Genomic DNA, 23,698 nt, shown 5'->3' on the forward strand with positions numbered 1-23,698 from the left:
AATTTCATGTGATGTAATGTTTGCATTACAGATGATGTTTCCGCGAATGTTTTTGCATTTAAAATGAAACGGGCCACCGCTTGGTGACCCGCTATCTTTTTTGCCGATAAAGCGATCAGTCCATCGCCTTAAAGTTGAATTCTCCGCCTTCCTTGATTCCTGAGAACCAACGCGCAGTCACTGTTTTTGTCTTTGTATAGAAGCGGAACGCATCGGGACCATATTGGTTCAAATCACCGAAAGCTGATTTCTTCCACCCGCCAAAGGTGTGATAGCTCAGCGGCACCGGAATGGGGAAGTTGATCCCGACCATGCCGACATTAACGCGATGTGCGAAATCGCGCGCGGTGTCGCCATCCGCAGTGTAGATCGCGGTGCCATTGCCGTAGTCATTGTCGATGATCAGCTGGAGAGCGTCTTCATAGGTGTCCATGCGAACCGTCGATAGGACCGGACCGAAGATCTCCTGCTTGTAGATTTCCATATCGGGCGTGACATTATCAAACAGGGTCGGCCCAACGAAAAAGCCGTTTTCGTAGCCCTGAAGAGAGAAATCACGGCCGTCGGTTACGAGCGTTGCACCCTGATCGATACCGGAATTGATGAGCCCCAGAACGCGCTCCTTGGCTTGAGCCGTGATCAGCGGGCCGTAGTCGATGTCTTCACCCGCAGTGTAGGGGCCGACGCGCAGCTTTTCGATCCGCGGCAGGAGTTTATCGATCAGCCGATCGGCCGTTTCCTGTCCGACCGGCACAGCGACGGAGATTGCCATGCAGCGTTCGCCGGCCGCGCCGTAGCTTGCGCCGACCAGCGCATCGGCCGCTTTGTCGAGGTCCGCATCGGGCATAATGATCATATGGTTTTTCGCACCACCAAAACATTGCGCCCGCTTGCCGTTCGACGCGGCGCGGCCATAAATGTATTGAGCGATTGGCGTGGAGCCGACAAAGCCTACAGCCTGAATTGTTTCGTTGTCGAGGATCGCATCCACGGCTTCCTTGTCGCCATTGACGACCTGAAGGACGCCATCAGGTAAGCCCGCTTCCTGAAGCAGTTCTGCGAGCATGATCGAAGTGGAAGGAGTCCGTTCAGATGGCTTCAGGATCATCGCATTGCCCGAAGCGAGGGCAGGGGCCATTTTCCAAAGTGGGATCATTGCAGGGAAGTTGAACGGGGTAATGCCTGCAACCACACCCAGAGGCTGGCGCAGGGAATAGAGGTCAATGCCCGGGCCGCCGTCATCGGTGAATTCGCCCTTGAGCATGTGCGGTGCGCCCATGCAGACTTCCACAACCTCAAGTCCGCGCTGCACATCGCCACGAGCGTCGGGAAGGGTTTTCCCATGTTCACGGCTGACGCATTCGGCCAGTTTGTCCATGTTTTCGTTTATCAGTTGGCCGAATTTCATCATAACGCGCGCGCGGCGTTGAGGGTTTGTTGCTCCCCAAGCGATTTGCGCTTTTGCTGCGTCCTCCACGGCGGCGTTGAGTTCGGCAGGCGTAGCAAGCGGAAGCCGCGCTTGGATTTCGCCTGTTGCCGGATTGAAGACATCAGCGAACCTGCCTGAGGTGTCGGCGACGCGCTTACCGTTGATGAAATGGGTTAGTTCTTCCATGGGATTGCCCCCCTTGCGATTTGGATTTGGCGTCACAGTAGTATTGCGTTTTCGCTATATAAAGGGAAAATATCGAAAACTAATTTTGCATTAATGCAAAGGAACGCGACGTTGAATTGGGATGATGTAAGGGTGTTTCTGGCGGTGGCGCGGGGGGAAAGCTTGTCACGAGCTGCGCCGGTTCTGAAGATGGATGTTGCGACGGTTAGTCGTCGTATTGCGCGGCTCGAGGAAAGCATCGGCGGGACGTTGTTTGTGAAATCGCCAAGCGGGTATGCGATGACCGAACTGGGAAGCCGGATTTTCGAGCGGGCCGTGGGTGCGGAGGATGTGCTTTCACAGGCGTTTGACGAGGGACAGTTCCAATCCAGTGGACTGAGGGGCCAGATTAGGATTGGTGCGCCGGATGGGTGTGCCAATTTCCTGTTGCCACAGGTTTGTGCGCGCATTCGGGAGGAAAACCCAGAACTCGAAATGCAGATCCTCGCTCTGCCTCGCGTGGTGAACCTCTCCAAGCGCGAGGCGGATATTGCAATTACAGTTAGCCCCCCACAGGCGGGGAGGCTATTGGTACAAAAGATAACAGACTATCACCTTCATCTTGCGATGCGCTCCGATGAAGATGTCCCAAAAAGCAAGGAAGATCTGAGGGCGCGCACGATTGTGGGCTACATCCCCGATATGATCTTTGACAGCGAACTGGATTACCTAGGCGAACTGGGAACAGGTGCCGTGCAAATGGCATCGAACTCCGTGGCGGTCCAGTTGCAGATGCTCCGGCAAGGGGGCATCGGCTTTGTGCATGACTTCGCCTTACCGTTTGCGCCGGAGTTAGTGCGAACGTTTACGCACGCGGTTTCCCTGAAGCGATCTTTCTACCTGGTGCGTCATGCGGCGGACAGGCGGTCCGAACGTATGCGGCAGATTGCGGGGCTTTTGCAGCGCGAAATTCGGAGTGAAGTTGAAAGCCTCGAAGCACTGGTGCCTTGACATAGTGGCCATCCAGAGAGGACGTTGGGAGGTAGGACCAGAAGGAGATCCTCATATGCTCGTCAAACAAATCCTGAAAGCCAAGCCATTTTCAGAGATCCTGACCATTCAACCGGACGCATCACTTTCCGAAGCTGTTAAGCTTTTGTGTGAAAAGAAGATCGGCGCGGTTGTGGTCGCTAAGGAGGTAGGGGTGCCTATGGGGATCCTCTCCGAGCGGGATGTCGTGCGTGAGTTGGGTAATCGCGGAGCGGCGTGCTTGAGCGACCTTGTTAAGGAGTACATGACCTCCAAGCTGACGACATGCACGGAAGACGACACGGCCGATGCGGTTTTGCAGATGATGACCGAAGGACGGTTCCGCCATTTGCCGGTCATGGACGGTGGAAAGATGGTCGGCTTGATCTCGATCGGTGATGTGGTCAAGGCGCGGCTTTCCGAATTGTCGATGGAGAAGGATGCGCTTCAAGGGATGATCATGGGGCATTAAGCGGCCTTGCATTCCGCTAGGTAATATAGTTGCGTGCGCGCGACGATCTGACCGGCTTAAAGGACCACGAGAATGCGCATAGGACTATATCCGGGGACCTTTGATCCGGTCACTGAGGGCCATATTGATATTATTCGTCGAGCCTGCTCACTCGTTGATCGCTTGGTTATTGGCGTTGCCATTAATCGCGACAAGGGGCCACTGTTCTCATTGGAAGAGCGTGTCGAGATGATCAAAGCAGAATGCGTTCCACTTGGGAAAGAGCATGGTACCGAAGTGGTGGTGCATCCGTTTGAAAACCTGCTGATTGATTGCGCGCGGGATGTCAATGCGACCGTGATTATCCGCGGACTGCGGGCGGTAGCGGATTTTGAATACGAGTTCCAGATGGTCGGAATGAACCGCGCTATGGATCATAGTATCGAGACTGTATTCCTTATGGCGGATGCTAAAAACCAAGCGATTGCATCGAAGCTGGTTAAGGAAATCAGTCGTTTAGGTGGTGATGTTGCAAAGTTTGTTCCGCCATCGGTCAAGGCGGCTTTGGACGAAAAGCGCAAGTAGGATCAGGTTCTTAACCGACAAAAAAGGCCGCCCAAGGGCGGCCTTCGTCATGTGTTGATGGCTGGAAATCAGATCAGCTTGCCCATCGCGACCGCTGTATCGGCCATGCGGTTGGAGAAGCCCCATTCGTTGTCGTACCAGCTGAGAATGCGGCACATGGTGCCATCCATGACCTTGGTCTGGTCGAGGGCGAAGGTGGAGCTGTGCGGGTCATGATTGAAGTCAATCGAAACGTTCGGCCGGTCGGTTGCCGCGAGAACGCCTTTGAGTGCACCGTTGCTTGCGGTGACAATTGCATCGTTGATCTCTTCTACCGTCGTCGCGCGGGCGGCCGTGAAGGTGAGGTCAACAACCGAGACATTTGGTGTTGGTACGCGGATGGCAACGCCGTCCAGCTTCCCATTCAGGGCCGGAAGGACAAGGCCAACGGCCTTTGCCGCGCCTGTTGAGGTTGGGATCATCGACATTGCTGCTGCACGCGCACGGTAGAGATCTTTGTGCATTGTATCCAAAGTCGGCTGATCGCCGGTATAACTATGGATTGTGGTCATGAAACCTTTCTCAATCCCTATCACGTCGTTCAGAACTTTTGCGACGGGGGCGAGACAGTTCGTTGTGCAGGATGCATTGGAGATGACGAGGTCATCCGTGGTCAGTGTGTCATGGTTCACACCGTAAACGATGGTCTTGTCCGCGCCTTTGGACGGGGCGGAGACGATCACGCGCTTGGAGCCGTTTTCGAGGTGGATGGCGGCTTTCTCGCGATCAGTGAAGATCCCAGTGCATTCGAGCGCGATATCCACGCCATCCCACGGCAGCTCGGCGGGGTTGCGGATTGCCGTGACTTCAATCGGGCCACGTCCAACGTCGATGGTGTTTTCGGTGGTTGTGACCTCGCCGGGAAAACGGCCGTGGACGGAGTCAAAGCGGATCAAGTGGGCGTTGGTTTCAACGGGGCCAAGATCGTTGATCGCGACGACCTCGATATCGGTACGGCCGGACTCGATAATGGCGCGAAGCACGTTGCGGCCGATGCGACCAAACCCATTGATAGCTACTTTGACGGTCATGTCTCTTCTCTCCGGAGGCGGAATTATGACAGGTGGAGTGTTGGCGCTAACATCGCGATTTTAGCGCTAACGTCAACAGGCGATTTCGCAGGCGCGGCATCACCGCCAGAGGGCGAGAGAATTGATAAGCGAAATCAGCTTTTTAAGAAGGAGAACCGTGTAGCCCGCCGCAAAATAGAGATCAGCCGCCACGACTGCTGCTATCAGGACCAGCAAAACAATGGCTATCGGGTTCGTCATGAGAAGGCAGGTTTACGGCGCGTCATGCCATAAAAATAGCCTGCCCTTCGTCGGAAGGACAGGCTGAAATTCTGCCACAGGTTGCTTTAGTGCAGGAGCCTGCCCATCGCAGCGGCGACATCTGCCATACGGGCAGAGAAGCCCCATTCGTTATCGTACCAAGCCAGAACGCGGACGGTGCGGCCGACAACCTTTGTTTGGTCGGGGGCAAAAATGCAGGATTCGACCGTGTGGTTGAAGTCGATCGAGACTTTCGGCTCGGGGTCATAGGACATGACCATGCCCATGTAGCCTTCGGCCGCTTCGCGGACGATGTCGTTGATCTCGGTGACGGAGGTTTCCTTACCTGCCACGAAGGTGAGGTCGACGGCGGAAACATTTGGCGTGGGTACGCGCATGGCGGTGCCATCCAGCTTGCCTGCGAGTTCCGGCAGCACTTCGCCAAGCGCCTTGGCTGCGCCAGTGGAGGTGGGGATCATCGCCATCGCAGCGGCGCGCGCGCGGTAGAGATCGTTATGGCGGCGGTCCAAGGTGGGTTGATCGCCGGTATAGCTATGGATCGTGGTCATGATCCCGCTCTCGATGCCGACGCTATCGTTGAGCACTTTCGCCAACGGCGCGAGGCAGTTGGTGGTGCAGGATCCGTTGGAAACCATGCGGTCATCGGCCAGAAGCTGGCGGTGGTTGACGCCATAAACCACGGTGCGCTGGACGTTCTTCGCAGGGGCGGAGATCAGCACTTTCTTGGCGCCGCGATCAAGGTGAACGGCGGATTTGGTGCCATCGTTGAACTTGCCGGTGCACTCAAGGACGACATCGACGCCGGACCAGTCCAGCTCTTCGGGGTTGTAGGTGGACATCATTTCGATCGGGCCGCGGCCGAGATCGAGGTTACCGTCGCGGACGGTGACTGTGCCGCCAAAACGGCCATGCACGCTGTCATACTTCAGAAGGTGGGCGTTCGTCTCGACGGGGCCGGTGGCGTTGATCTTGACCACCTGAACATCATTGCGGCCGCTTTCGGCGATGTGGGCGAGGGTGCTGCGACCGATGCGGCCGAACCCGTTGATGCCGACTGTTACCGTCATGGGGTTATCCTTCCGAGAAACTGTCATTTGCGGGCTGGGTAGCGGCTGGCTGGCGAGGGGGGAAGAAAAAAATGCATGTGTGGCAATATGTTAGCGATAAACTTGCAGAGGTGTCTCAGGTGAGCGCTAACGGTTGCGCCAACACCGGCGATGCGGACAGGGGTTACGCGGGGCCGAGGCTGCGGTAGACCTAAGGAAACGACTCAGGAGAACAGGGCATGAGCGGTTTACTGGCGTTGCTCGATGATGTGGCGGCGATTGCGAAAGTGGCGGCTGCCAGCGTTGACGATGTGGCGGGCATGGCGGCCAAAGCTGGATCGAAAGCGGCAGGCGTGGTGATCGACGATGCGGCGGTGACACCGAAATATGTGCATGGGTTCGAGGCCAAGCGCGAGCTGCCGATCATCTGGAAAATCACCAAAGGATCGCTGTTCAATAAGCTTGTTGTGCTGCTGCCTGCGGCGCTGTTGATGAACAGTTTTGCGCCTTGGCTTGTCACGCCTCTGTTGATGCTGGGCGGCTGTTACCTTTGTTTTGAAGGGGCGGAGAAGGTCTTTCATGTGTTGTTCCCACATGGTGATAAGCATGTGGAGGCGGATTTGGATGTTAAGGATCCAGCGCATTTGGAGGAAACCCGCGTGCGGGGTGCGATCAAGACAGACTTCATCCTTTCCGCCGAGATCATGACAATCTCGCTGGCTGCTATTCCCGAAGCGGCATTCCTGCTGGAAGCGATAACCTTGGCGGTTGTCGGGGTGGGGATCACGGTGGTTGTCTATGGCTCGGTGGCGCTGATTGTGAAGATGGATGATATTGGGCTCTATGTCGCGGCCACCAGTAGGACCACAATGGGCCAGAGTCTTGGACGGGGTTTGGTGAAGGGTATGCCGAAGGTCATGACCTTATTATCGACGATCGGCACCTTGGCGATGCTGTGGGTCGGCGGCTCTATCGTGGTGCATGGGCTGGAGGTGACACATCTTTGGGCGTGGCCCTACGAGACGATCCAACATCTGGCGGAAGCGTTTGCCCATGCCGTACCCGAACAGGTTGCAGGTGCTACGAACTGGCTGACAGTGGCGACGGCCGACGGTGTCTTGGGGCTTTTGCTGGGGATGCTGTTAATCCCTTTTGTGACCCGTGTTGTTGGCCCGGTTCTGGAACGACTGACTGGGGCGAAATAAAAAAGGCTCGGTAAAAACCGAGCCTTTTCAATTGGTTGCGTCGTAAATTACAGGCCGAGAAGCTCTTTGGCTGTTGTGGCGGCTGCATCGGCGGTGATGCCGAACTTCTCGTAGAGAACCTTATCAGGAGCGGATGCGCCGAAGCCGTCCATGCCAATGAACGCGGCTTTGGCTTCGCGGCCGCGCTCGCCAACAAGCCAGCGATCCCAGCCTTGCTGAACGGCCGCTTCGATGGCGATGCGCACCGGACCGGCGGGGAGAACGCGCTTGCGGTACTTTTCGTCCTGCTGGGCGAACAGTTCCATGCAGGGCATTGAGACAACGCGGGTGCCGATGCCTTGGGCCTGCAACTGATCACGCGCGGCCATTGCGATCGACACCTCGGAGCCGGTTGCCATCAGGATCACCTGACGCTTGCCTTCGGCTTCGGCCAGAACATAGGCGCCCTTGGACACAAGGTTGTTGTTCTTGTGTTCGGTACGGACGGTGGGCAGGTTCTGACGGCTCAGGGCCAGAACGGAGGGCGTCGAGGTCTGCTGAAGCGCGCATTCCCATGCCTCGGCGGTTTCGACCGTATCTGCGGGGCGGAACACAAGTGTGTTGGGCGTTGCGCGCAGCATTGCCAGATGCTCGACCGGCTGGTGGGTCGGACCATCTTCGCCAAGGCCGATGGAATCGTGGGTCATTACATAGACCACCGGAACGCCCATCAGCGCCGAGAGACGCATGGAGCCACGGGCATAATCGGTGAAGCACATGAACGTGCCGCCATAGGGGCGGGCGCCCCCGTGCAGCGCCATGCCGTTCATCGCGGCGGCCATGCCATGCTCGCGGATGCCGTAATGGATGTAGCGGCCCTTGCGATTATCAGGGGTGAAGATACCCAGATCGCTAGTTTTGGTATTGTTGGAGCCGGTGAGGTCTGCCGAGCCGCCAATGGTTTCCTGCATCACAGGATTGATGACTTCGAGCGTCATTTCGGAGGACTTGCGGGTCGCGACCTTGGGCTGGGCTTCGCTGTTTTGCTTTTTGAGTGCGCGAATGACCGAAGAAAGGCGCTTAGGCAGTTCGCCAGCATAGGCGCGGTTGAACTCGGCCTGACGGCTTGCGGACAGTTTCGCGAACTCGGCTTCCCATGCGGCGCGGGCCTCAGCGCCACGGGCGCCCATGGCTTCCCATTGTGCTTTCACATCGGCGGGAACCTCGAAGGGGCCGGTGGTCCAGCCGTATGCTTGCTTCGCGGCTGCGAGCTGGTCAGCGTCGGTGAGGGCGCCGTGGCCCTTCGATGTGTCTTGTGCGGCGTGACCGAGGGCGATGTGCGTCTTGCAGGCGATCATCGACGGGCGCGGATCGTTTTGCGCCGCGATGATTGCGGCGTCGATGGCGAGCGGGTCGTGGCCGTCGATCGACTGGACGTGCCAGCCGGAGGCCTCGAACCGCGCAACCTGATCGGTGCGATCCGCCATATCGACAGTACCGTCGATGGTGATGTTGTTGTTATCGAAGAAAACGATGAGGTTCCCCAATTGCTGCATACCTGCGAGGCCGATGGCCTCTTGGCTGACGCCTTCCATCAGGCAGCCGTCACCAGCGATAACATAGGTGCGGTGGTTAATGATTTTCTTGCCGTACCGTGCGCGCTGGATTTCCTCGGCAATGGCGAAGCCGACGGAATTGGCGATGCCTTGGCCGAGCGGGCCAGTCGTGGTTTCGATGCCGGAGGCGTGGCCGTATTCAGGGTGGCCTGCGGTGCGGGCGCCCCACTGGCGGAAGTTCTTGATCTCGTCGAGCGTCATATCCTCGTAGCCGGTAAGGTAGAGCAACGAGTACATCAGCATTGAGCCATGACCAGCGGACAGGATGAAGCGATCACGGTCAGGCCAGTTGGGGGCTTTCGGATCGAAGCGGAGGTGCTTTTCGAAGAGGACGGTGGCGACATCGGCCATGCCCATCGGCATACCGGAGTGGCCGGAATTTGCCGCTGCAACGGCGTCGAGAGTAAGGGTGCGGATGGCAGTGGCTTTCATCCAGTGCTCGGGATGCGCGGAGCGCAGGGCAGCGATATCCAAGGTGATCGTCCTCTTGTTGTGCCAAGGTTGATTTCAGGGTGGTCATAGCAGGGTGCTGTCATAGTGCAAGCACGCCGCGTAAGTCCCTGAGTTGAAAGCGGTGATATTTGCCGCAGGGCAGGCTTTGACATAGGCTTTCGTGAAAAGGGCGCGATTCGCGCCAAGACGGGGCGAAGGGCCCTGACAACAGGAGCGGGCAGATGGCCGATATCAGCGATTTCGAGGCGCGGATTGCGGGGGCGCTTGATCGTATCCGCTACCAGATTGAGCGGCGGGGCAAGGCCGCCGATCAGGCGGGTCCAGAGGCGGGGCCGTCGGTGGACGAGCTGGAGCAAAAACTGGCGGAGGAGCGGGTTGTTACCGCCCAGCTGGAGGAACGGGTCAAGGCGCTGAAAGAGCGGCAGGACAGCAAGATCGCCACACTAGAAAAAGACCTTGAAGCGGTGCGATCTGCGAATGCAGTTTTGGAGATGGACCTCGCCGGATTAAGGCAGGCTTATGCGGAGCTGGAAGGCATGGTCGCCAAGCTGCGCGGCGCTGTCGAGGAAGGCGTGGCAGAGCCGGAGTTGATCAATCGGGCGATGAAGGCCGAGCTTGATGGATTACGCGCGATGCAGGCGGCGGATGCGGCCGAGATCGGCGCGGTACTGGCGGAGCTGAAGAGCGTCGTCGAGGAGGATGTGTGATGCCACAGGTAGCGATTTCGATCGGGGGACGGGTGTTCGAGGTGGCCTGTCAGGAAGGCGAGGAGCCATTCCTGACCGCTGCGGCCGAGATGCTGGACCGAGAGGCCAGCGTGCTGACCGCGCAGGTGGGGCGCTTGCCTGAGAGCCAGATGCTGCTGATGGCAGGGTTGATGCTGGCAGACAAAACAGCCGCGTTGGAGGACAAGGTCAAAGGGCTGGAAGCCAAGGGCGAAACCAAGGTCGAGGTGCCGGTGATCCCGCCGCATGTGACAGAGATGATGGCCGAGTTGGCAGCCCGCGCTGAGGCGATGGCGGAGGCTTTGGAAGAGGGCGATAAGGCCTGAAACTTCCGGCTTCGGAAAAGCAAAACCCGGCCTTGAAGCCGGGTTTTTTCATGTTCTGCGCGACAGGGAATTAACCCCATTTTAATGGGCCAACCGTTAACAAACGGTTACCATGCATATGATCAGGCGTTTGCTTCGCGAATTTTGTCGGCGGCGTCTTTATCGTAGGTGACGCCATTGGCCTCGAACAGCTGGTCAAGCTCGCCGGAGAGGGTCATCTCGGTGATAATATCGCAGCCACCGATGAATTCTCCCTTAACGTAGAGTTGCGGGATGGTGGGCCAGTCGGAGTATTCCTTGATGCCCTGACGGATCTCTTCGTCGGCCAGCACATTTACATCGGCATAATCAACGCCCATGAAATTCAGCACGCCCGCGACGCGGCTGGAAAACCCGCATTGCGGCATGGATTTGGTGCCTTTCATGAAAAGCACGACGTCGTTTCCGGTGACGGTTTCCTTGATCTGGTCTTGAGCACTCATAGCTGAAATATCCTTTTATTCGGGAACTTTAGTGGTCAGGGCGAGGGCATGCAGTTCGCCTTGTGACCCGTCCATTTTACCCTTCAGCGCGGCATAGACTGCACGCTGTTGTTGTACGCGGTTCTGACCGCGAAAGCTTTCGTCAATAACTTCGGCGGCGTAATGGTTCCCGTCGCCCGCGAGATCGGTGATGGTGACTTTGGCATCCGGAAAGGATGCGCGGATGAGGTCTTCGATTTCCTGCGCTTGCATCGCCATGTGGGGCCTCCTGAACTTGCCCAAGATGTAGAGCGGCAAACGGCCGCCCGCAAGGGGCGCTTCTGTGCTGCGGATGCATAAACAGGGAAAAACGGCGGTATGCACAACTGATACACAAGTGATGCACAACTGATGCATATCGCACCCGCAGAAAGATGAAGGACGGGTTAGCGAAGGTGAAGGGCGTGTTAATGGTGAGGCTATGGGCCGAATAGCACCGCAGGTGCCGGCCCATCGCCAGACCGCCCGCACGGGCTGGCGATGTGGTGAGGGTAGATTTTTGGTCAGAGGTCGTTCGGTCGTGGTGGGATAAAGCGCGCTGATCGGGCGGCGATCGCCATCCCGCGGTCTGGCTCGGTGTGGCGCTGGCGCGGAATGGCTGCGTGAGCGGCTCGGCGCTACGGGGGCCGAATAGCACCGGAGGTGCCGGCCTATCGCCAGACCGCCCGCACGGGCTGGCGAGTTGGTGAGGCTTGGCTTTTGGTCAGAGGTCGTTCGGACGTTGTGGGATAAAGTGCGCTGATCGGGTGGTGATCGCCATCCCACGGTCTGGCTGTGTTGGTCCAGCCCTTTACGTCCGCGCCTTCTCGAACGCGGTCCACGCGACCTCGAAGGCATCAAAGTCGAAGCCTTCGGCGCGGGCGGCGTTGAGCACGATCTTCTCGGTGTCCAGCAGCTTACCTATCGCGGTGGTCAGGGCGGGGATCACCTCGGGCGGGATCACCAGAGCGCCGTGACGGTCTGCATGGACCAGATCGCCATCGGCGACGGTCATCCCAAAGAGGTTGACGGGTGCGGCGATGCTGCGCACATGGACGAAAGCGTGGCTGGGGCCGACCGATCCGGCGATGACGGGGAAGCCTTCGGGCAGATCGCCCAGATCGCGCATCACGCCGTTGGTGAGCGCACCTGACAGGCCAAAGCCCTTATGCACGGTGGTGTTGATCTCGCCCCAGAAGGCGCCAACGGCATCGGCTCCGTCGAGATCCTCGATCACCGCCAGCGCGGGGCGGGGGCCGGAGGCCATGTGGCGGTAATAGTCCATGCGGCGGGCGCGGATCACCTCGGGTGCCTCGGTCGGTGGTGCGACGGCAGAGATTTGCGCGGTGCGGGCATAGCCAACGATCGCGCCCTCCTGCGGGGCGGAGCACTGCACGGTGCCGCGGGTGAAACGGTCAAACCCGCGTTTGCCTTGGGCCACTTCGATGGCGTTGCAGACGGTGGGGGTGTCGACGGAGCGCAGGAGCGCGAGGAGGGTGTCATCCATTGGTAATCTCGTCTTCTTCGAGCCAGCGGCGGAGCGCGGCGGTTGTTTGGGCGGGCGTTTCGAGCGTGGGCAGGTGGCCTGCGTTTTCGATAATCGTGAGCGTGGTGCCGGGGATCAGGCTTTGCATCAGCGTATGGCGGGCAACGGGGCAGAGCTTGTCTGCGCGGCCACAGAGGATCAGGGTCGGCACCTGTACGGCGCGGAGGCTGTCCTGATAATCGGGGCGGTCGCGCAGGGCGACGGACTGGCGAATGAACACGGCAGGGCCGAGATCCATCGCCATCTCCATGCAGAGATCGAGCACTTCCTGCCGCTTGGGGCCATCGGCGAGGTAGTTGGGCTTCATCTCGTCGCGCATCACCTCGAAGAGGCGGCCTGCATTGGCCTTGTCGATCTGCGGCTGGCGGCGGGCGCGGACGGTATCAACCTCGGCGCAGGGGTTGGTGTCGAGAAGCGCCAGCTTGCCGACGCGGTCGGGCGCTTGTTTGATCACCTCCATCGCCACGATGCCGCCCATCGACAGCCCCGCCAGCGCGAACCGTTCAGGCGCATTGGCCAGCACATGCGCGGCCATTGCGGGGATGCTGTCATGCAGGCTCAGATCGGCCACGCCCACCGGACGGGAGGGCGAGAGCGCATTGATCTGCGGGCCGAACAAACGCGCGTCGCACATCATGCCCGGCAGGAGGAGGAGCGGCAGGGTCATGAATCAGCCGAGCTGGGCGGCCCCTTTCGCGAGGGTTTCGAGCTTGGCATAGGCGATCTCGGGGTCCACCGCGCCGAAGCCCGCGAAAGTGCCGAAGCCGCAATCGGACCCTGCGATCACGCGTTCCGGCCCGACGATATCGGCAAAGCGTTCGATCCGCTGGGCGACGAGATCGGGATGCTCGACGAAATTGGTGGTGGTGTCGACGACGCCGGGGACAAGGGTTTTATCCTCGGGGATGTCGGCCTTGCGGTCGCGGAAGACGGTCCATTCATGGCCGTGGCGGGGGTTTGACGTCTCGAACAGCACATAGCGTGATTTTGTGGACATCAGCGTGTCGAACATCTTGGACATCGGAATGTCGCAGACATGCGGGCCTTCGTAATTGCCCCAGCAGATGTGGACGCGGACCTTCTCCGCCGGCACATCGGAGAGTGCGTGGTTGAGCGCCTCGACATGGGATTGTGCGACCTTGACGAACTCTGCGTCCGAGAGGTCATTGAACAGCATGTGGCGCGACAGGGCGAGATCGGGGCAATCGAGTTGCAGATCGAGGCCTGCGGCGACGATGGTTTCATATTCGGCCTTCATCGCATCGGCCAGCGCGGCGAGATAGGCCTCGCGGGTTTTGTAGTAGCTGTTTTGCAGGAAGAGCGAGATCACACCCGGGGAGGCGGCGTTCATAAAGCCGCGTTCGGCGCCGTGTTCGGCCATGGCGGCTTTGAGGTTGGCGATGTCTTTTTCCAACTCGCCTTGGCCTTTGGAACGGACCTCGCCCACGCACATTGGGCGGGCGTAGGTGGGGGTGCCGCCGTCATCCTTCAGGCGCTCCAGAAAGGAGGGAAAAAGCTTGAGATCGGCGGGGGCATTGCGGGGGCTGTCGCCCTCGAAGCCGGTATAGCGGTCCTTGACGTAGGTGGCGTAGGAGATTTTCGAGGTTTCGCCATCAGACACGATGTCGATGCCAGCGGCGACCTGACGGCGCACCGTCTCGGACACGGCCGAGGTCATGCAGGCATCGAATGCGGCGGGATCGTAAGGCTCATTGCGCTCGCGGGCGAAGATGAAATCGACGACGGCCTGCGTGCGCGGCAGGGAGCCGACATGGGTGGTCTTGATGCGCGACATTGAAATCTCCCGATATGGTGGGGCGGCGGGGTAGCCCGCCGCCGTGACGTGTGATCATCCCTGCCAGGTCAGGCCGGCGGGGTCTTCGGTGGCGACGATGCGGGAGAGGGACGCCTCGCCGGTCATCGAGGGTAGGACGGTGTAGTCCAGATTTTCCGGCACGCTCATCGTATCGCCCGGGGCGAGTGTGCTGCTGCCGCCGTCCCAAGTGACGCGCCAATGGCCGTGGACGGGCATCAGTACCGTGGGGCGCGGGCTGGAGGTCTTGGTATCCTTGGCGGAGGCGCGGGTCATGAATTCGACCTCAAAGCCCGGTTTATCCCGCAGGCGACCATTTTCACCGATGACAGTGACCGGATCACGGTCAGCGAGCGCCACCAGATCGAGGTAGCGGGCGACGTGGTTGGGGAGCACCTCAGCGGTGGTCGGCTCGGCGCGCTTGGCCAACTCCTCGTCCGACATCAGCGGCATTGGCTTGACGCCTTCGGGGATACGCTCTTGCTTTTTGCTGTCATAGAGCTTGCCGTTTTCGCCCAAGATGAGGCCGTGGGCGGCGGCATCCTCGATCACTTGCGGCGCCCACATGACGCCACCGCCGGCATCGTCGCCGCCGAGGATTGCCATGATCATCCCGTAATCGGTGCCGATATTCTCAAACCCACGGAAAATGCCGGTGGGGATGTTGAAGATATCGCCCTTTTCCATGATGACCTCGCCCGCGTTGCCCCAGCGGCCCCAGAAGAAGCGCCAGCGACCGGAGAGGACGAAGAACGCCTCTGCCGTGCGGTGATCGTGCAGCGAGTTGCGGCATTTAGGGGGTTGGCCCGCCGCGCCGATGTTGAAACCGTGCGGGATGGAGATGTGGACGTGCTGGTCGGGGGATTCAGAGACGCCGCCGCCGATGATGGTGAAGTTTTCTTTCTGATCGGAGCCGGGGGTGTGGGCGTCGATGAAGGCGGTTTTGCAGGGGCGCAGATCGCCGTAGCGGACGATGCGGGTTTCCATTTCTGCGGGTGTCATTTGGGTGTGTCCTTGTTCAAAAGGGGCGTTCATTGGTTTGGTGCTGCATCGGATCGCCTGCGATCCGGTTCGCACCCGACCCCGCCCCCCAGGACGGGTGCGAAATGGCAGCGGCGCCAGAGGGCGCTACGGTGTGCAGGTGTGGATGACCCTCTGCTGACCGTTGCCGCCCCCGGTGCCGGGTGCGAACCTGCTCCGGGCGGATGCGGATTGAGACGCTTGGCACGCAGGCTGGCGCGTTGCGTGTGAAAACGGCGCAGCACGGCGCTGCCGTCCAGATGATATGCGCCGCAGTCGATCATTTAGCCCGTCTTGAGAAGGATCTGTTTCCAGACCGCTGTTTCGTCAAAGACCACAAATTCGCGGCGCAGCTTTGGCGGGGCTTTGCCCAACGTGCCGAACTCGGCGTGGCAGAGGCCCATGACATACACCTCAGCGCCAGTGGGTGTGCCGAAAGCGCCCCAGCCGGAATGTTTGCCGTGCAAGCTCCAACGGATCGCGGCGCGGGGCGGCATGGTGGGGTCGTCGCGGCCAATCACATGATGGATCGTAAATTCGGCATCAGGAAAGGAGGCCCGCAGGCCCATCCAGAATTTATCCGCCCCGTCATGGCTGAGGGTCGAAATACCGCCCGGATATTCGAGATTTGCTGCGCGGTCGTATTCGGAGGGAATGACGGTGAAATCCGCGCCCATGATGCGGGTAAGGATATCGGCGTATTTCGCGCCCCATTCATTATCGTTGCCACGTCCTTTGTAGGGGCCTTCGATGTCGATTGCGGGGGTGAAGGGGCGGACGCAGTTTTCTGGCCCGCCTTCACGCGCGATCAGGTCACGGGCGAAATCCTTGGGATCCCAGCCGAGCTGACGGACGATATGGCCCTGATCGCGGATCAGCCATTCATCGTTGATCTGGTTATTGATCGCGTGGCAGTCGGCGATGATGCGGTAATGCAGTTTCTTGCCGGTGGGCGCACCGTAAACGCCGGGATAGGCGTGGGTGGCGGTGGAATGCAGGCGGTGGGAGGAGAGCATGCCCTCCTCGGGTGTGCCGGACCAGATGACATCCTCGCCAAAGAGCGTGCGGTCGGGGAATTCGGCCAGCGTTGCCATGGTTGCGCCGATGACGCCCTGATTGCCGACGACCACTGAGGCGGGCGAGCGGACGATGATATCAGGGGCGTAGTAGTCGTGCAGTGTGGCGATGCCGCGATCTTCCCAGATCTCTTTGGTGATGCCGATGATGTAGTCGGGAAAATCGGCGAATTTCGGGTCGAAGCCTTTCATCAGGTGCGTCCTTCAGGGTTGCGAGTGGTGCCGCGCAGGATGAGCGGCCCGTCGATTTCGATCTTCTGGGCGGGGCGGTCGGGGTCGCCGATCTTGCCGAGAATGGTTTCGACCGTGGCATCGACCATCCGGTTGACGGGCTGGCGCACGGTGGAGAGGTCGTAGGCGTCCCATGCGGCGAGGGGCACGTCATCATAGCCGATGACGGCGACATCTTCCGGCACTTTCAGGCCAAGGCGGTTGCGCAGGGCGTCGAGCACGGCGAAAGCCATGTGATCGTTGGCGACGAAGATCGCGTCGGGCGGCGTGGCGCGGGACATCAGCTTGAGCGTGGCCTCGGCGGCGAGATCGCGGTCGTAGCGGCCCTCGACCACCGTGAGCGGTTCAAGCCCGTGGGCGGCGAGGCCATCGGCAAAGCCGCGATGACGGTCGCGGCCTGTGGATGAGCCTTCCCAACCGGCGATATGGGCGATGTGTTGATGGCCGGCGCTGACGAGGAATTCCGCGACTTTATAGCCGCCGCGATAGTTTGCGGAGGTGACGGAGGAAATGCTTTCGCCATCCTGACCACGGTTGAACATCACCACAGGGATGCCAGCGGCGGCGCAGCGGGCGGTGAGATCGTTGGAGATCGCGACGCTGGCGGTGACGATGCCATCGACCTGATAATCGAGCAGTTCCTCCATCACGCGGTCGACGCTGTCCTCGGCATTGGGGGCCATGAAGACGAGGATGTGGTAGCCCTCGTTCTGGAGTGCGTTGGAAAGGCGTTCGAGGGCGATGGGGTAGAACTGGTTGTCGAGATAGGCGACGACGAGGCCGATGATGCGGCTTTTGCCGGTGATCATCGCGCGGGCGAGGATGTTGGGGCGGTAGCCCAGTTCCTCGGCGGCTTTGCGAACCTTCTTGACGGTGGCTTGCGAGGCCGATGCGCCGGAGAAGACGCGGCTCACCGCTGACTGGCTTACACCGGCGCGGCGGGCGACATCGAGGGATGTGATCTTTGCCTCTGCCATCAGTCCGCCGTCCATCCGCCGTCAATCAGGAGGGAGGTGCCGGTGATCATGGCGCTGGCATCGGAGGCAAGGAACACCACGCCGCCCATGATATCCTCGACCTCACCAACGCGGCCCAGCTTGATCTTTTCTTCGATCCACTTGACCCGCTCGGGATTGGCGAAGGTGGGCGCGGTGAGCGGGGTGCGGATGAAGGTGGGGCAGACCGTGTTGATGCGGATGCCATATGCGCCCCATTCGATTGCCATGGATTTGGTGAAGCCTTCAACCGCGTGTTTGGTGGCAGAATAGACCGCGCGGTCGATGCCGCCGACATGGGCCATTTGGGACGAGATATTGATCAGGCTGCCGGGTTTGCCAGCGGCCACCAGCCCGCGCGCCACCGCGCGGGTGAGGAAATAAGCGCCACGGATGTTGAGATCACTCACAGCGTCGAAATCCTCTGGCGTGGTGTCCAGCGCGGGGCTGTGGCGGGCGAGGCCTGCGGAATTCACGAGAATATCGAACGGGCCGTTGGCGGCGACGGCGGCTTCGGTTGCTTCGGCATCGGCCACATCAAGGGGCAGGGTGGTGCAGGACATATCCGCCGCCTGCATTTCGGTCGCGGTGGCGTGGAGCTTATCGGCGCTGCGGGCGGCGAGGGTGACTTCGGCACCGGCTTCGGCCAATGCGACGGCACAGGCCTGACCAATGCCGGAGGACGCGCCGGTAACGAGGGCGCGCTTGCCATCAAGGCGGAAGGAGGGCGTGCGGGGCAGGGTCATTGGAAGCCTCCAACGCGGGCTTCGCCATTGGGACCGAGCGGCGAGAAGGGATTATACGCCACTTCCCAGAAATGGCCGTCAGGGTCACGGAAGTAGCCGGAATGCCCGCCCCAGAACACGTCTTGGGCCTGTTTGACGATGGTGGCGCCTGCGGCCTCGGCCTCGGCCAATGTCTCGGCCACCTCTGCGGGGCTGTTGACGTTATAGGCGAGGCAGGCGCTGGGCTGGCCGAATTCCGCGGGCGAGAGGCCGACATCCTCGGCCAGTTTATCCCACGGGTAGAGAGACAGGATGGCGTTTTGCAGGTTGAAAAACGCGATGTCGGTGCTGTCGGGCTGGGCTTCTTCCCATCCGAGGCGGGCGTAGAAGGCCCGCGCGCGGGGCAGGTCGGCCACCCCTAATCCGATCATCGTTACCCGCTGCTGCATCACACCAATCCTCGCTCCCTGATACCGATTGGACCGATGGCGCGGGCTTTGTTGAACTCGCGCAGACGGTCGAACACATCAACGCCGATCTGGCGGTACATGTCCAGCAGGTCCACGAGAACCCAGTTTTCGCGTATGAGGCCGTTTTCGACGCGCCAGAAATCGAGGCTGCGGAGGAGGATTTCCTTATCCACCGGGGGCAGGCCGAGCCAGCCATCGCCCGACAGGGTCAGGCGCATGTTGGGCCAGCCGGTTTCGCAGACATAATCGCCCATGGCGACCCAGTGGGACATGAGATCGCCCATGGCATCGAGCTTGCGATCCGGCATGCCGCGCAGGAAGGGGATTTGGTGCCAGTGGCGGAAGCCCGCCATGCCGCGCGCGGTACCGATACCGGCGGGGCCATACCAGTTGACGCGGGGATCCCAGTAGCGGTCGAGGTTCATCACCTCCGGCCCGCCCTCTGCCGGATGGCGGCAGAGATCGGTGAGCATGGCGATGACGTGATCAAGCGCTGGCTGCCCGTCACCGCTGGCAAACAGGCCATCGCCGGAGAGCGGCGCGGGGGCCATGGTGAAGCGGCCAAGCTGCGGGGCCATAGGCCATGCGCCCGCCTGCATCATCAGTTCGGGGATATCCCAGATCGCCTGCATCTCGGTGATGCGGCCATCCTCCAGCCGGAAGAACTCGTGATAGCGCATATGCGCGAGGTGGCCGGTAGGCGGGATATCCAAGAAAGGCGCGGTGAAGGTGCCGAGGTAATGGCCCATCGCGCCGATCCAGTGTTGGCCTTGGGGTGTGGTGCCTGCGAGCAGGATCTGATCGCGGCGTTCGAGATCGGGTAGCGCGGCAAGGAGCGGCGCGAAGGCGGCATCGTAGAGCGCGTCCGGGCCTGTTAGATCACCGAAAGGGTGACAGTGGTGCAGGAGCGCATCAGGGGCGATGAGGGAGCGCAACGCATCACGCACCGCGCTTTCGCTGAAATTGATGGCCGCCGCGCGGAAGGGGGCGAAGGCGGCCTTGAGCGCGTCGGGGGTCATATGCGCCTCATTCTGCCGCCGTGCCATAGGCCACATTGCGGTGGCCGTAACGACGGACGCGGATGTTGCACTGTTCGGCGTGGCCGACGAAGCCCTCAAGCATACACAGGCGCGAGCCGTATTCACCCACGAGGGCGGCGGCTTCGTCCGTTACCACGCGCTGATAGCTGTGTGTCTTGAGGAACTTGCCGACCCAGAGCCCGCCGGTGTAGCGGCCTGCCTTCTTGGTGGGCAGGGTGTGGTTGGTGCCGATGACCTTATCGCCATTGGCGACGTTGGTGCGGGGGCCGAGGAACAGTGCGCCGTAGCTGTGCATATTCTCTAGGAACCAGTCATCGCGGTCGGTCATCACCTGAACATGCTCGGAGGCGATATCATTGGCGACGGCGAGCATCTCGTCATAGGTGTCGCAGACGATGACCTCGCCGTAATCCTGCCAGCTGGTGCGGGCGGTTTCGGCGGTGGGGAGGATTTCGAGGATACGCTCGATTTCGACCAAGGTGGCATCGGCCAGTTTGCGGGAGTTGGTCAGCAGCACGGCGGGGGAGTTGTAGCCATGTTCGGCCTGCCCTAAGAGATCGGTCGCGCAAAGCTCTGCATCCACTGTGTCATCAGCGATGACCATGGTTTCGGTCGGGCCAGCGAAGAGGTCGATGCCCACGCGGCCGAAAAGCTGGCGCTTGGCTTCAGCGACAAAGGCGTTGCCGGGGCCGACGAGCATATCAACGGGTTTGACGCTTTCGGTGCCGATGGCCATTGCGCCGACCGCTTGCATGCCGCCAAGGACGTAAATCTCATGCGCGCCGCCCATATGCATTGCGGCGACGATCGCGGGATGCGGTGCGCCGTTGACCGGCGGAGCAGAGGCCACGATGCGCGGCACGCCCGCGACGGAGGCGGTGAGCACCGACATATGCGCGGAGGCGACCATCGGGAATTTACCGCCCGGGACGTAGCAGCCGACCGACTGAACGGGGATGTTCTTATGCCCCAAGATCACGCCGGGCATGGTTTCGATCTCGACATCGGTCATCGAGGCGCGCTGGGCTTGGGCGAAATTGCGGATTTGGGTTTGCGCGAACTTGATGTCTTCCATTTCGCGGGGCGTGACTTTCTGCATCGCGGCTTCGATCTCGGAGGCGGTCAGCAGGAAGTTCTCCGGTTCGTATTTATCGAATTTCGCAGACAGTTCGCGGACGGCGGCATCGCCACGGGTTTCGATGTCGGCGAGCGTGTCCTCGACGATTTTGCGGACCTGCGCATCCTGCGCGGCGACGTCGGCTGCCGGTTTTCCGGTCTTGAGATAGGTAACGGCCATGGGTCTCTCCTCGTGTGTGCGGGGCCGCGCTAGGCGGCGTCTTCGGCGATGAACTGACCGGCGCGGTGGCCGATCATCATGGATGGGGCGTTGGTGTTGGCGGAGGTGACGGCGGGCATGATGCCAGCGTCCGCCACCCACAGGCCCTCCGTGCCACGCAGGGCGAGGCGGGAGGTAACGGGTGCATCAGCGTCGTCGCCCATGCGGGTGGTGCCAACGGGGTGATAGGCGGTGCCGCAATGGGAAAAGATATGGGCGCGGGCGTCATCCTCGGTGGTGACGCGGGCGGCGGGGTAGGCCTCGGGCGCTTTGTGGGGGCCGAGATCGGCCTCTGCCATGAGCGTGCGGAGGCGAAGCCAGCCTGCGGTAAGGGTATCGAGGTCGCGGCTGTCCTGAAACAGGCCGAGGTCGATATCCAGCCCCTCGCGGGTGAGGCGGAGCGCCCCGCGCGACTGCGGGCGGCAGACGCAGACATCGGCAAAGTAGCCGCGACCATAGCTGTAGCGGGAGCCGCTCCAGCTGAGGTTGAACGGGATGAAATGGCTCTGCACATCAGGCGGGCCGTCTTCGCCACGGGCATTGAAGAACGCGCCACCCTCGACGGTGGGGGAGGCAAAAACACCGCGCCGCGAGAGCGCCCAGCGGAACGGGGCGGAGAGCCATTGCGGGGCCTGATCGAGGGTCAGGCCGTAGCCGGAACCTGCGCCCTGATAATGGATGCCCGCGCCGGGGTGGTCATGCAGATTGGCGCCGATGCCGGGCATATCCGCGCGGGGATCGACGCCGGCGGCGCGGAGATCATCAGCGGGGCCAAGGCCGGAGCGCAGGAGGATTTCGGGCGAGCCGATGGAGCCTGCGGACAGGACGATGCCTTTATGCGCGGTGACGCTGCTGCCATCGATGAAATGTACCGATGTAGCGCGGTCGCCAGTGAAGCCGAGGCGGGCGACCTGCGTGCCTTGCACGACCTGAACGCGGCCGGTTGCCAGCGCGGGGCGGAGGAAGGCATCCGCCGCCGACCAACGCCGCCCGTTGCGCATGTTATAGGCAAAGACGCCTGCGCTTTCGCGCTCTGGGGTCGGGATAGCTTGTGGCTCGTTCTGCGGGAACAAGCTGCCGAGTGCTTCGGTTAGCGGGTGTGGCGTGGCGAGGCGGTTGGGGGTGAGGTGGCTTTCGACCTCTTCAAAGGCGGGGCGGACGCTGTCCCATCCCCAGCCATCGACCTGCCATGCGGTGAAATCATCGGCGCGGCCACGGAACCAGACCATTGAATTGATCGAGCCGGAGCCACCGAGCATCCGGCCACGGGGGATTTTCAGCTGTCGCCCACCGAGTGCCTTTTGCGGGGCCGAGGTGAAACGCCAGTCGCGGGTCTTGCTGCCCATCGTCCAGACAAGGCCGAAGGGCATGCGCACCAAGGGCCAACGGTCGGAGGGGCCAGCCTCGATCACCAGCACCGATCCGGCCTCGCGCGTGGCAAGGCCGTGGGCAACGGCGCAGCCTGCCGAGCCTGCACCGATAACGATGAAGTCGTAGGACCGCGTGGCCATCGGGCTACAGCCTTTCGCCGCTTTCTGGGTGGAAGAGGTGACAAATCCCTGCCGGAATGCTGGCGGCGAAAGCGTCGCCGATCTCGGCGCGGAAGTCTTTGTCGGTCTTGATGGAGACAAGCCCGCCGCCGGCGCGCATGGTGATCATCGTGGCGTCGCCCAGAAGCTCGATGGAGTAGATCGGCGCGGCGATCTGGCCGGTATCGGCGGTCGCCATGCTCGCGTCTTCGGCGCGGAAGCCGAGGGTGACGGGGCCGGAATGGGTATCGGGCAGCCCGTCGATGCGGACGTTCTTGCCGGTGAATACGCCGCCGCTGATCTCGCCTTCGAGGAGGTTCATCGCCGGATTGCCGATGAAGCCCGCAACAAAGGTATTGGCTGGATTGTTGTAGATCTCGGTCGGGGTACCGACCTGCTGCACGACGCCTTTGTTCATCACCACGACACGATCCGCCAGCGTCATCGCCTCGATCTGGTCATGGGTGACGTAAATCGTGGTGACCTTCAGCTCGTGGCTGAGGTTCTTGATCTGGGCGCGGGTGGAGACGCGGAGCTTGGCGTCGAGGTTCGAGAGCGGCTCGTCCATCAGGAACACGTTCGGCTCGCGCACGATGGCGCGGGCGAGGGCGACGCGCTGGCGCTGGCCGCCGGAAAGCTCGGCGGGACGGCGGTGCAGGAAATCGTCAAGCTCCACCATCGCAGAGGCGCGGCGAACCTTCTCATCGTGGGTCTTTGGGTCGATGCCGCGGACCTTGAGAGGGAAGCGGATGTTTTCATATACGTTCATATTGGGGTAGAGCGCGTAGCTCTGGAACACCATGGCGACATCGCGGTCTTTAGGATCGAGGTCATTGATCCGCTTGCCATCGACGAGAATATCGCCTTCGGTGGCCTCCTCCAGACCGGCGATCATGCGCATCGTCGTGGTCTTGCCGCAGCCGGAGGGGCCGAGCAGGACGAGGAACTCTTCATCGGCGATCGTAAGGTCGAAATTATCGACGCCAACGAAAGACCCCCAGCGCTTGGAGATATTGCGGAGCTGAATTTCGGCCATAGTACGACTCACCCTATTGCATACGAATGCAAAAACAGTAG

At 60.9% G+C, this 23,698-nt stretch carries 24 protein-coding genes; 6 read left to right on the forward strand and 18 right to left on the reverse strand.

Annotated features, from left to right (window positions below; translation table 11 throughout):
* Positions 1–115 precede the first annotated feature (115 nt).
* On the reverse strand, positions 116–1,615 hold the full coding sequence (locus tag AB1E42_RS06850; protein ID WP_368346238.1) for a CoA-acylating methylmalonate-semialdehyde dehydrogenase: 1,500 nt from the start codon (positions 1,613–1,615) through the stop codon (positions 116–118).
* Between the two features lie 111 nt (positions 1,616–1,726).
* Here AB1E42_RS06850 and AB1E42_RS06855 point away from each other — a divergent pair, with 111 nt between their 5' ends.
* The 3 genes from AB1E42_RS06855 (at position 1,727) to coaD (ending at position 3,659) form a co-directional block, all read left to right on the forward strand.
* Positions 1,727–2,605 (forward strand): LysR family transcriptional regulator, encoded by an 879-nt coding sequence (locus AB1E42_RS06855; protein WP_368346239.1) that lies wholly within the window; start codon positions 1,727–1,729, stop codon positions 2,603–2,605.
* A 55-nt stretch (positions 2,606–2,660) separates the two neighbouring features.
* The gene (locus AB1E42_RS06860) at positions 2,661–3,095 is read left to right on the forward strand and encodes a CBS domain-containing protein (protein ID WP_368346240.1); all 435 of its coding nucleotides are present in this window, start codon (positions 2,661–2,663) and stop codon (positions 3,093–3,095) included.
* A 72-nt stretch (positions 3,096–3,167) separates the two neighbouring features.
* Entirely contained in the window at positions 3,168–3,659 is a 492-nt protein-coding gene (gene coaD, locus AB1E42_RS06865) for a pantetheine-phosphate adenylyltransferase (RefSeq protein ID WP_368346241.1), read from the forward strand.
* Between the two features lie 68 nt (positions 3,660–3,727).
* Here the strand turns inward: coaD and gap (AB1E42_RS06870) are convergent, their stop codons facing one another.
* Positions 3,728–4,729, reverse strand: a complete 1,002-nt coding sequence (gene gap / locus AB1E42_RS06870) for a type I glyceraldehyde-3-phosphate dehydrogenase (RefSeq protein WP_368346242.1) — start codon at positions 4,727–4,729, stop codon at positions 3,728–3,730.
* A gap of 326 nt (positions 4,730–5,055) precedes the next feature.
* Positions 5,056–6,057, reverse strand: a complete 1,002-nt coding sequence (gap, locus tag AB1E42_RS06875) for a type I glyceraldehyde-3-phosphate dehydrogenase (protein ID WP_368346243.1) — start codon at positions 6,055–6,057, stop codon at positions 5,056–5,058.
* 218 nt (positions 6,058–6,275) lie between these two features.
* On the opposite strand from gap (AB1E42_RS06875), the gene AB1E42_RS06880 reads away from it, so the two are divergent.
* On the forward strand, positions 6,276–7,241 hold the full coding sequence (locus AB1E42_RS06880; protein WP_368346244.1) for a DUF808 domain-containing protein: 966 nt from the start codon (positions 6,276–6,278) through the stop codon (positions 7,239–7,241).
* Between the two features lie 47 nt (positions 7,242–7,288).
* Here AB1E42_RS06880 and tkt read toward each other — a convergent pair whose 3' ends face one another.
* A complete protein-coding gene (tkt, locus tag AB1E42_RS06885; protein WP_368346245.1) occupies positions 7,289–9,310 on the reverse strand; it encodes a transketolase in 2,022 nt (673 codons plus the stop codon).
* 200 nt (positions 9,311–9,510) lie between these two features.
* On the opposite strand from tkt, the gene AB1E42_RS06890 reads away from it, so the two are divergent.
* A complete protein-coding gene (locus AB1E42_RS06890) occupies positions 9,511–9,996 on the forward strand; it encodes a hypothetical protein (RefSeq protein ID WP_368346246.1) in 486 nt (161 codons plus the stop codon).
* On the forward strand, positions 9,996–10,340 hold the full coding sequence (locus tag AB1E42_RS06895) for a cell division protein ZapA (RefSeq protein ID WP_368346247.1): 345 nt from the start codon (positions 9,996–9,998) through the stop codon (positions 10,338–10,340). Before AB1E42_RS06890 ends, AB1E42_RS06895 begins: the two co-directional genes overlap by 1 nt.
* Positions 10,341–10,462: 122 nt before the next feature.
* On the opposite strand, the gene grxD is transcribed toward AB1E42_RS06895, so the two are convergent.
* The 14 genes from grxD to AB1E42_RS06965 form a co-directional block, all read right to left on the reverse strand.
* Positions 10,463–10,822: a Grx4 family monothiol glutaredoxin gene (grxD, locus tag AB1E42_RS06900; RefSeq protein WP_368346248.1), complete on the reverse strand. Its 360-nt coding sequence runs from the start codon at positions 10,820–10,822 to the stop codon at positions 10,463–10,465.
* A 15-nt stretch (positions 10,823–10,837) separates the two neighbouring features.
* Positions 10,838–11,080, reverse strand: coding sequence for a BolA/IbaG family iron-sulfur metabolism protein (locus AB1E42_RS06905; protein WP_368346249.1), 243 nt, complete (start codon positions 11,078–11,080; stop codon positions 10,838–10,840).
* 571 nt (positions 11,081–11,651) lie between these two features.
* Positions 11,652–12,347 carry an RraA family protein gene (locus AB1E42_RS06910; RefSeq protein WP_368346250.1) on the reverse strand — a complete coding sequence of 232 codons (696 nt, stop codon included), beginning with the start codon at positions 12,345–12,347 and terminating at the stop codon, positions 11,652–11,654.
* Positions 12,340–13,053 (reverse strand): alpha/beta fold hydrolase, encoded by a 714-nt coding sequence (locus AB1E42_RS06915; RefSeq protein WP_368346251.1) that lies wholly within the window; start codon positions 13,051–13,053, stop codon positions 12,340–12,342. Before AB1E42_RS06915 ends, AB1E42_RS06910 begins: the two co-directional genes overlap by 8 nt.
* A 3-nt stretch (positions 13,054–13,056) precedes the next feature.
* The gene (locus AB1E42_RS06920) at positions 13,057–14,181 is read right to left on the reverse strand and encodes a cobalamin-independent methionine synthase II family protein (protein WP_368346252.1); all 1,125 of its coding nucleotides are present in this window, start codon (positions 14,179–14,181) and stop codon (positions 13,057–13,059) included.
* A 54-nt stretch (positions 14,182–14,235) separates the two neighbouring features.
* The gene (locus tag AB1E42_RS06925) at positions 14,236–15,201 is read right to left on the reverse strand and encodes a cupin domain-containing protein (protein ID WP_368346254.1); all 966 of its coding nucleotides are present in this window, start codon (positions 15,199–15,201) and stop codon (positions 14,236–14,238) included.
* 302 nt (positions 15,202–15,503) lie between these two features.
* A complete protein-coding gene (locus tag AB1E42_RS06930) occupies positions 15,504–16,487 on the reverse strand; it encodes an ester cyclase (protein WP_368346255.1) in 984 nt (327 codons plus the stop codon).
* Positions 16,487–17,503, reverse strand: a complete 1,017-nt coding sequence (locus AB1E42_RS06935) for a LacI family DNA-binding transcriptional regulator (RefSeq protein WP_368346256.1) — start codon at positions 17,501–17,503, stop codon at positions 16,487–16,489. The genes AB1E42_RS06930 and AB1E42_RS06935 overlap by 1 nt, the downstream gene beginning before the upstream one ends.
* Positions 17,503–18,267, reverse strand: coding sequence for an SDR family NAD(P)-dependent oxidoreductase (locus AB1E42_RS06940; protein ID WP_368346257.1), 765 nt, complete (start codon positions 18,265–18,267; stop codon positions 17,503–17,505). The genes AB1E42_RS06935 and AB1E42_RS06940 overlap by 1 nt, the downstream gene beginning before the upstream one ends.
* On the reverse strand, positions 18,264–18,695 hold the full coding sequence (locus AB1E42_RS06945) for a VOC family protein (protein ID WP_368346258.1): 432 nt from the start codon (positions 18,693–18,695) through the stop codon (positions 18,264–18,266). Before AB1E42_RS06945 ends, AB1E42_RS06940 begins: the two co-directional genes overlap by 4 nt.
* Positions 18,695–19,735, reverse strand: a complete 1,041-nt coding sequence (locus AB1E42_RS06950) for an ester cyclase (protein ID WP_368346259.1) — start codon at positions 19,733–19,735, stop codon at positions 18,695–18,697. The genes AB1E42_RS06945 and AB1E42_RS06950 overlap by 1 nt, the downstream gene beginning before the upstream one ends.
* Positions 19,736–19,742: 7 nt before the next feature.
* On the reverse strand, positions 19,743–21,053 hold the full coding sequence (hisD, locus tag AB1E42_RS06955; RefSeq protein WP_368346260.1) for a histidinol dehydrogenase: 1,311 nt from the start codon (positions 21,051–21,053) through the stop codon (positions 19,743–19,745).
* A gap of 29 nt (positions 21,054–21,082) precedes the next feature.
* A complete protein-coding gene (locus AB1E42_RS06960; protein ID WP_368346261.1) occupies positions 21,083–22,603 on the reverse strand; it encodes a GMC family oxidoreductase in 1,521 nt (506 codons plus the stop codon).
* Between the two features lie 4 nt (positions 22,604–22,607).
* Positions 22,608–23,657 (reverse strand): ABC transporter ATP-binding protein, encoded by a 1,050-nt coding sequence (locus tag AB1E42_RS06965; protein ID WP_368346262.1) that lies wholly within the window; start codon positions 23,655–23,657, stop codon positions 22,608–22,610.
* Between the last annotated feature and the right edge of the window lie 41 nt (positions 23,658–23,698).

This window comes from Pelagovum sp. HNIBRBA483 (assembly GCF_040931995.1).
Lineage (GTDB): Bacteria > Pseudomonadota > Alphaproteobacteria > Rhodobacterales > Rhodobacteraceae > JAEPMR01.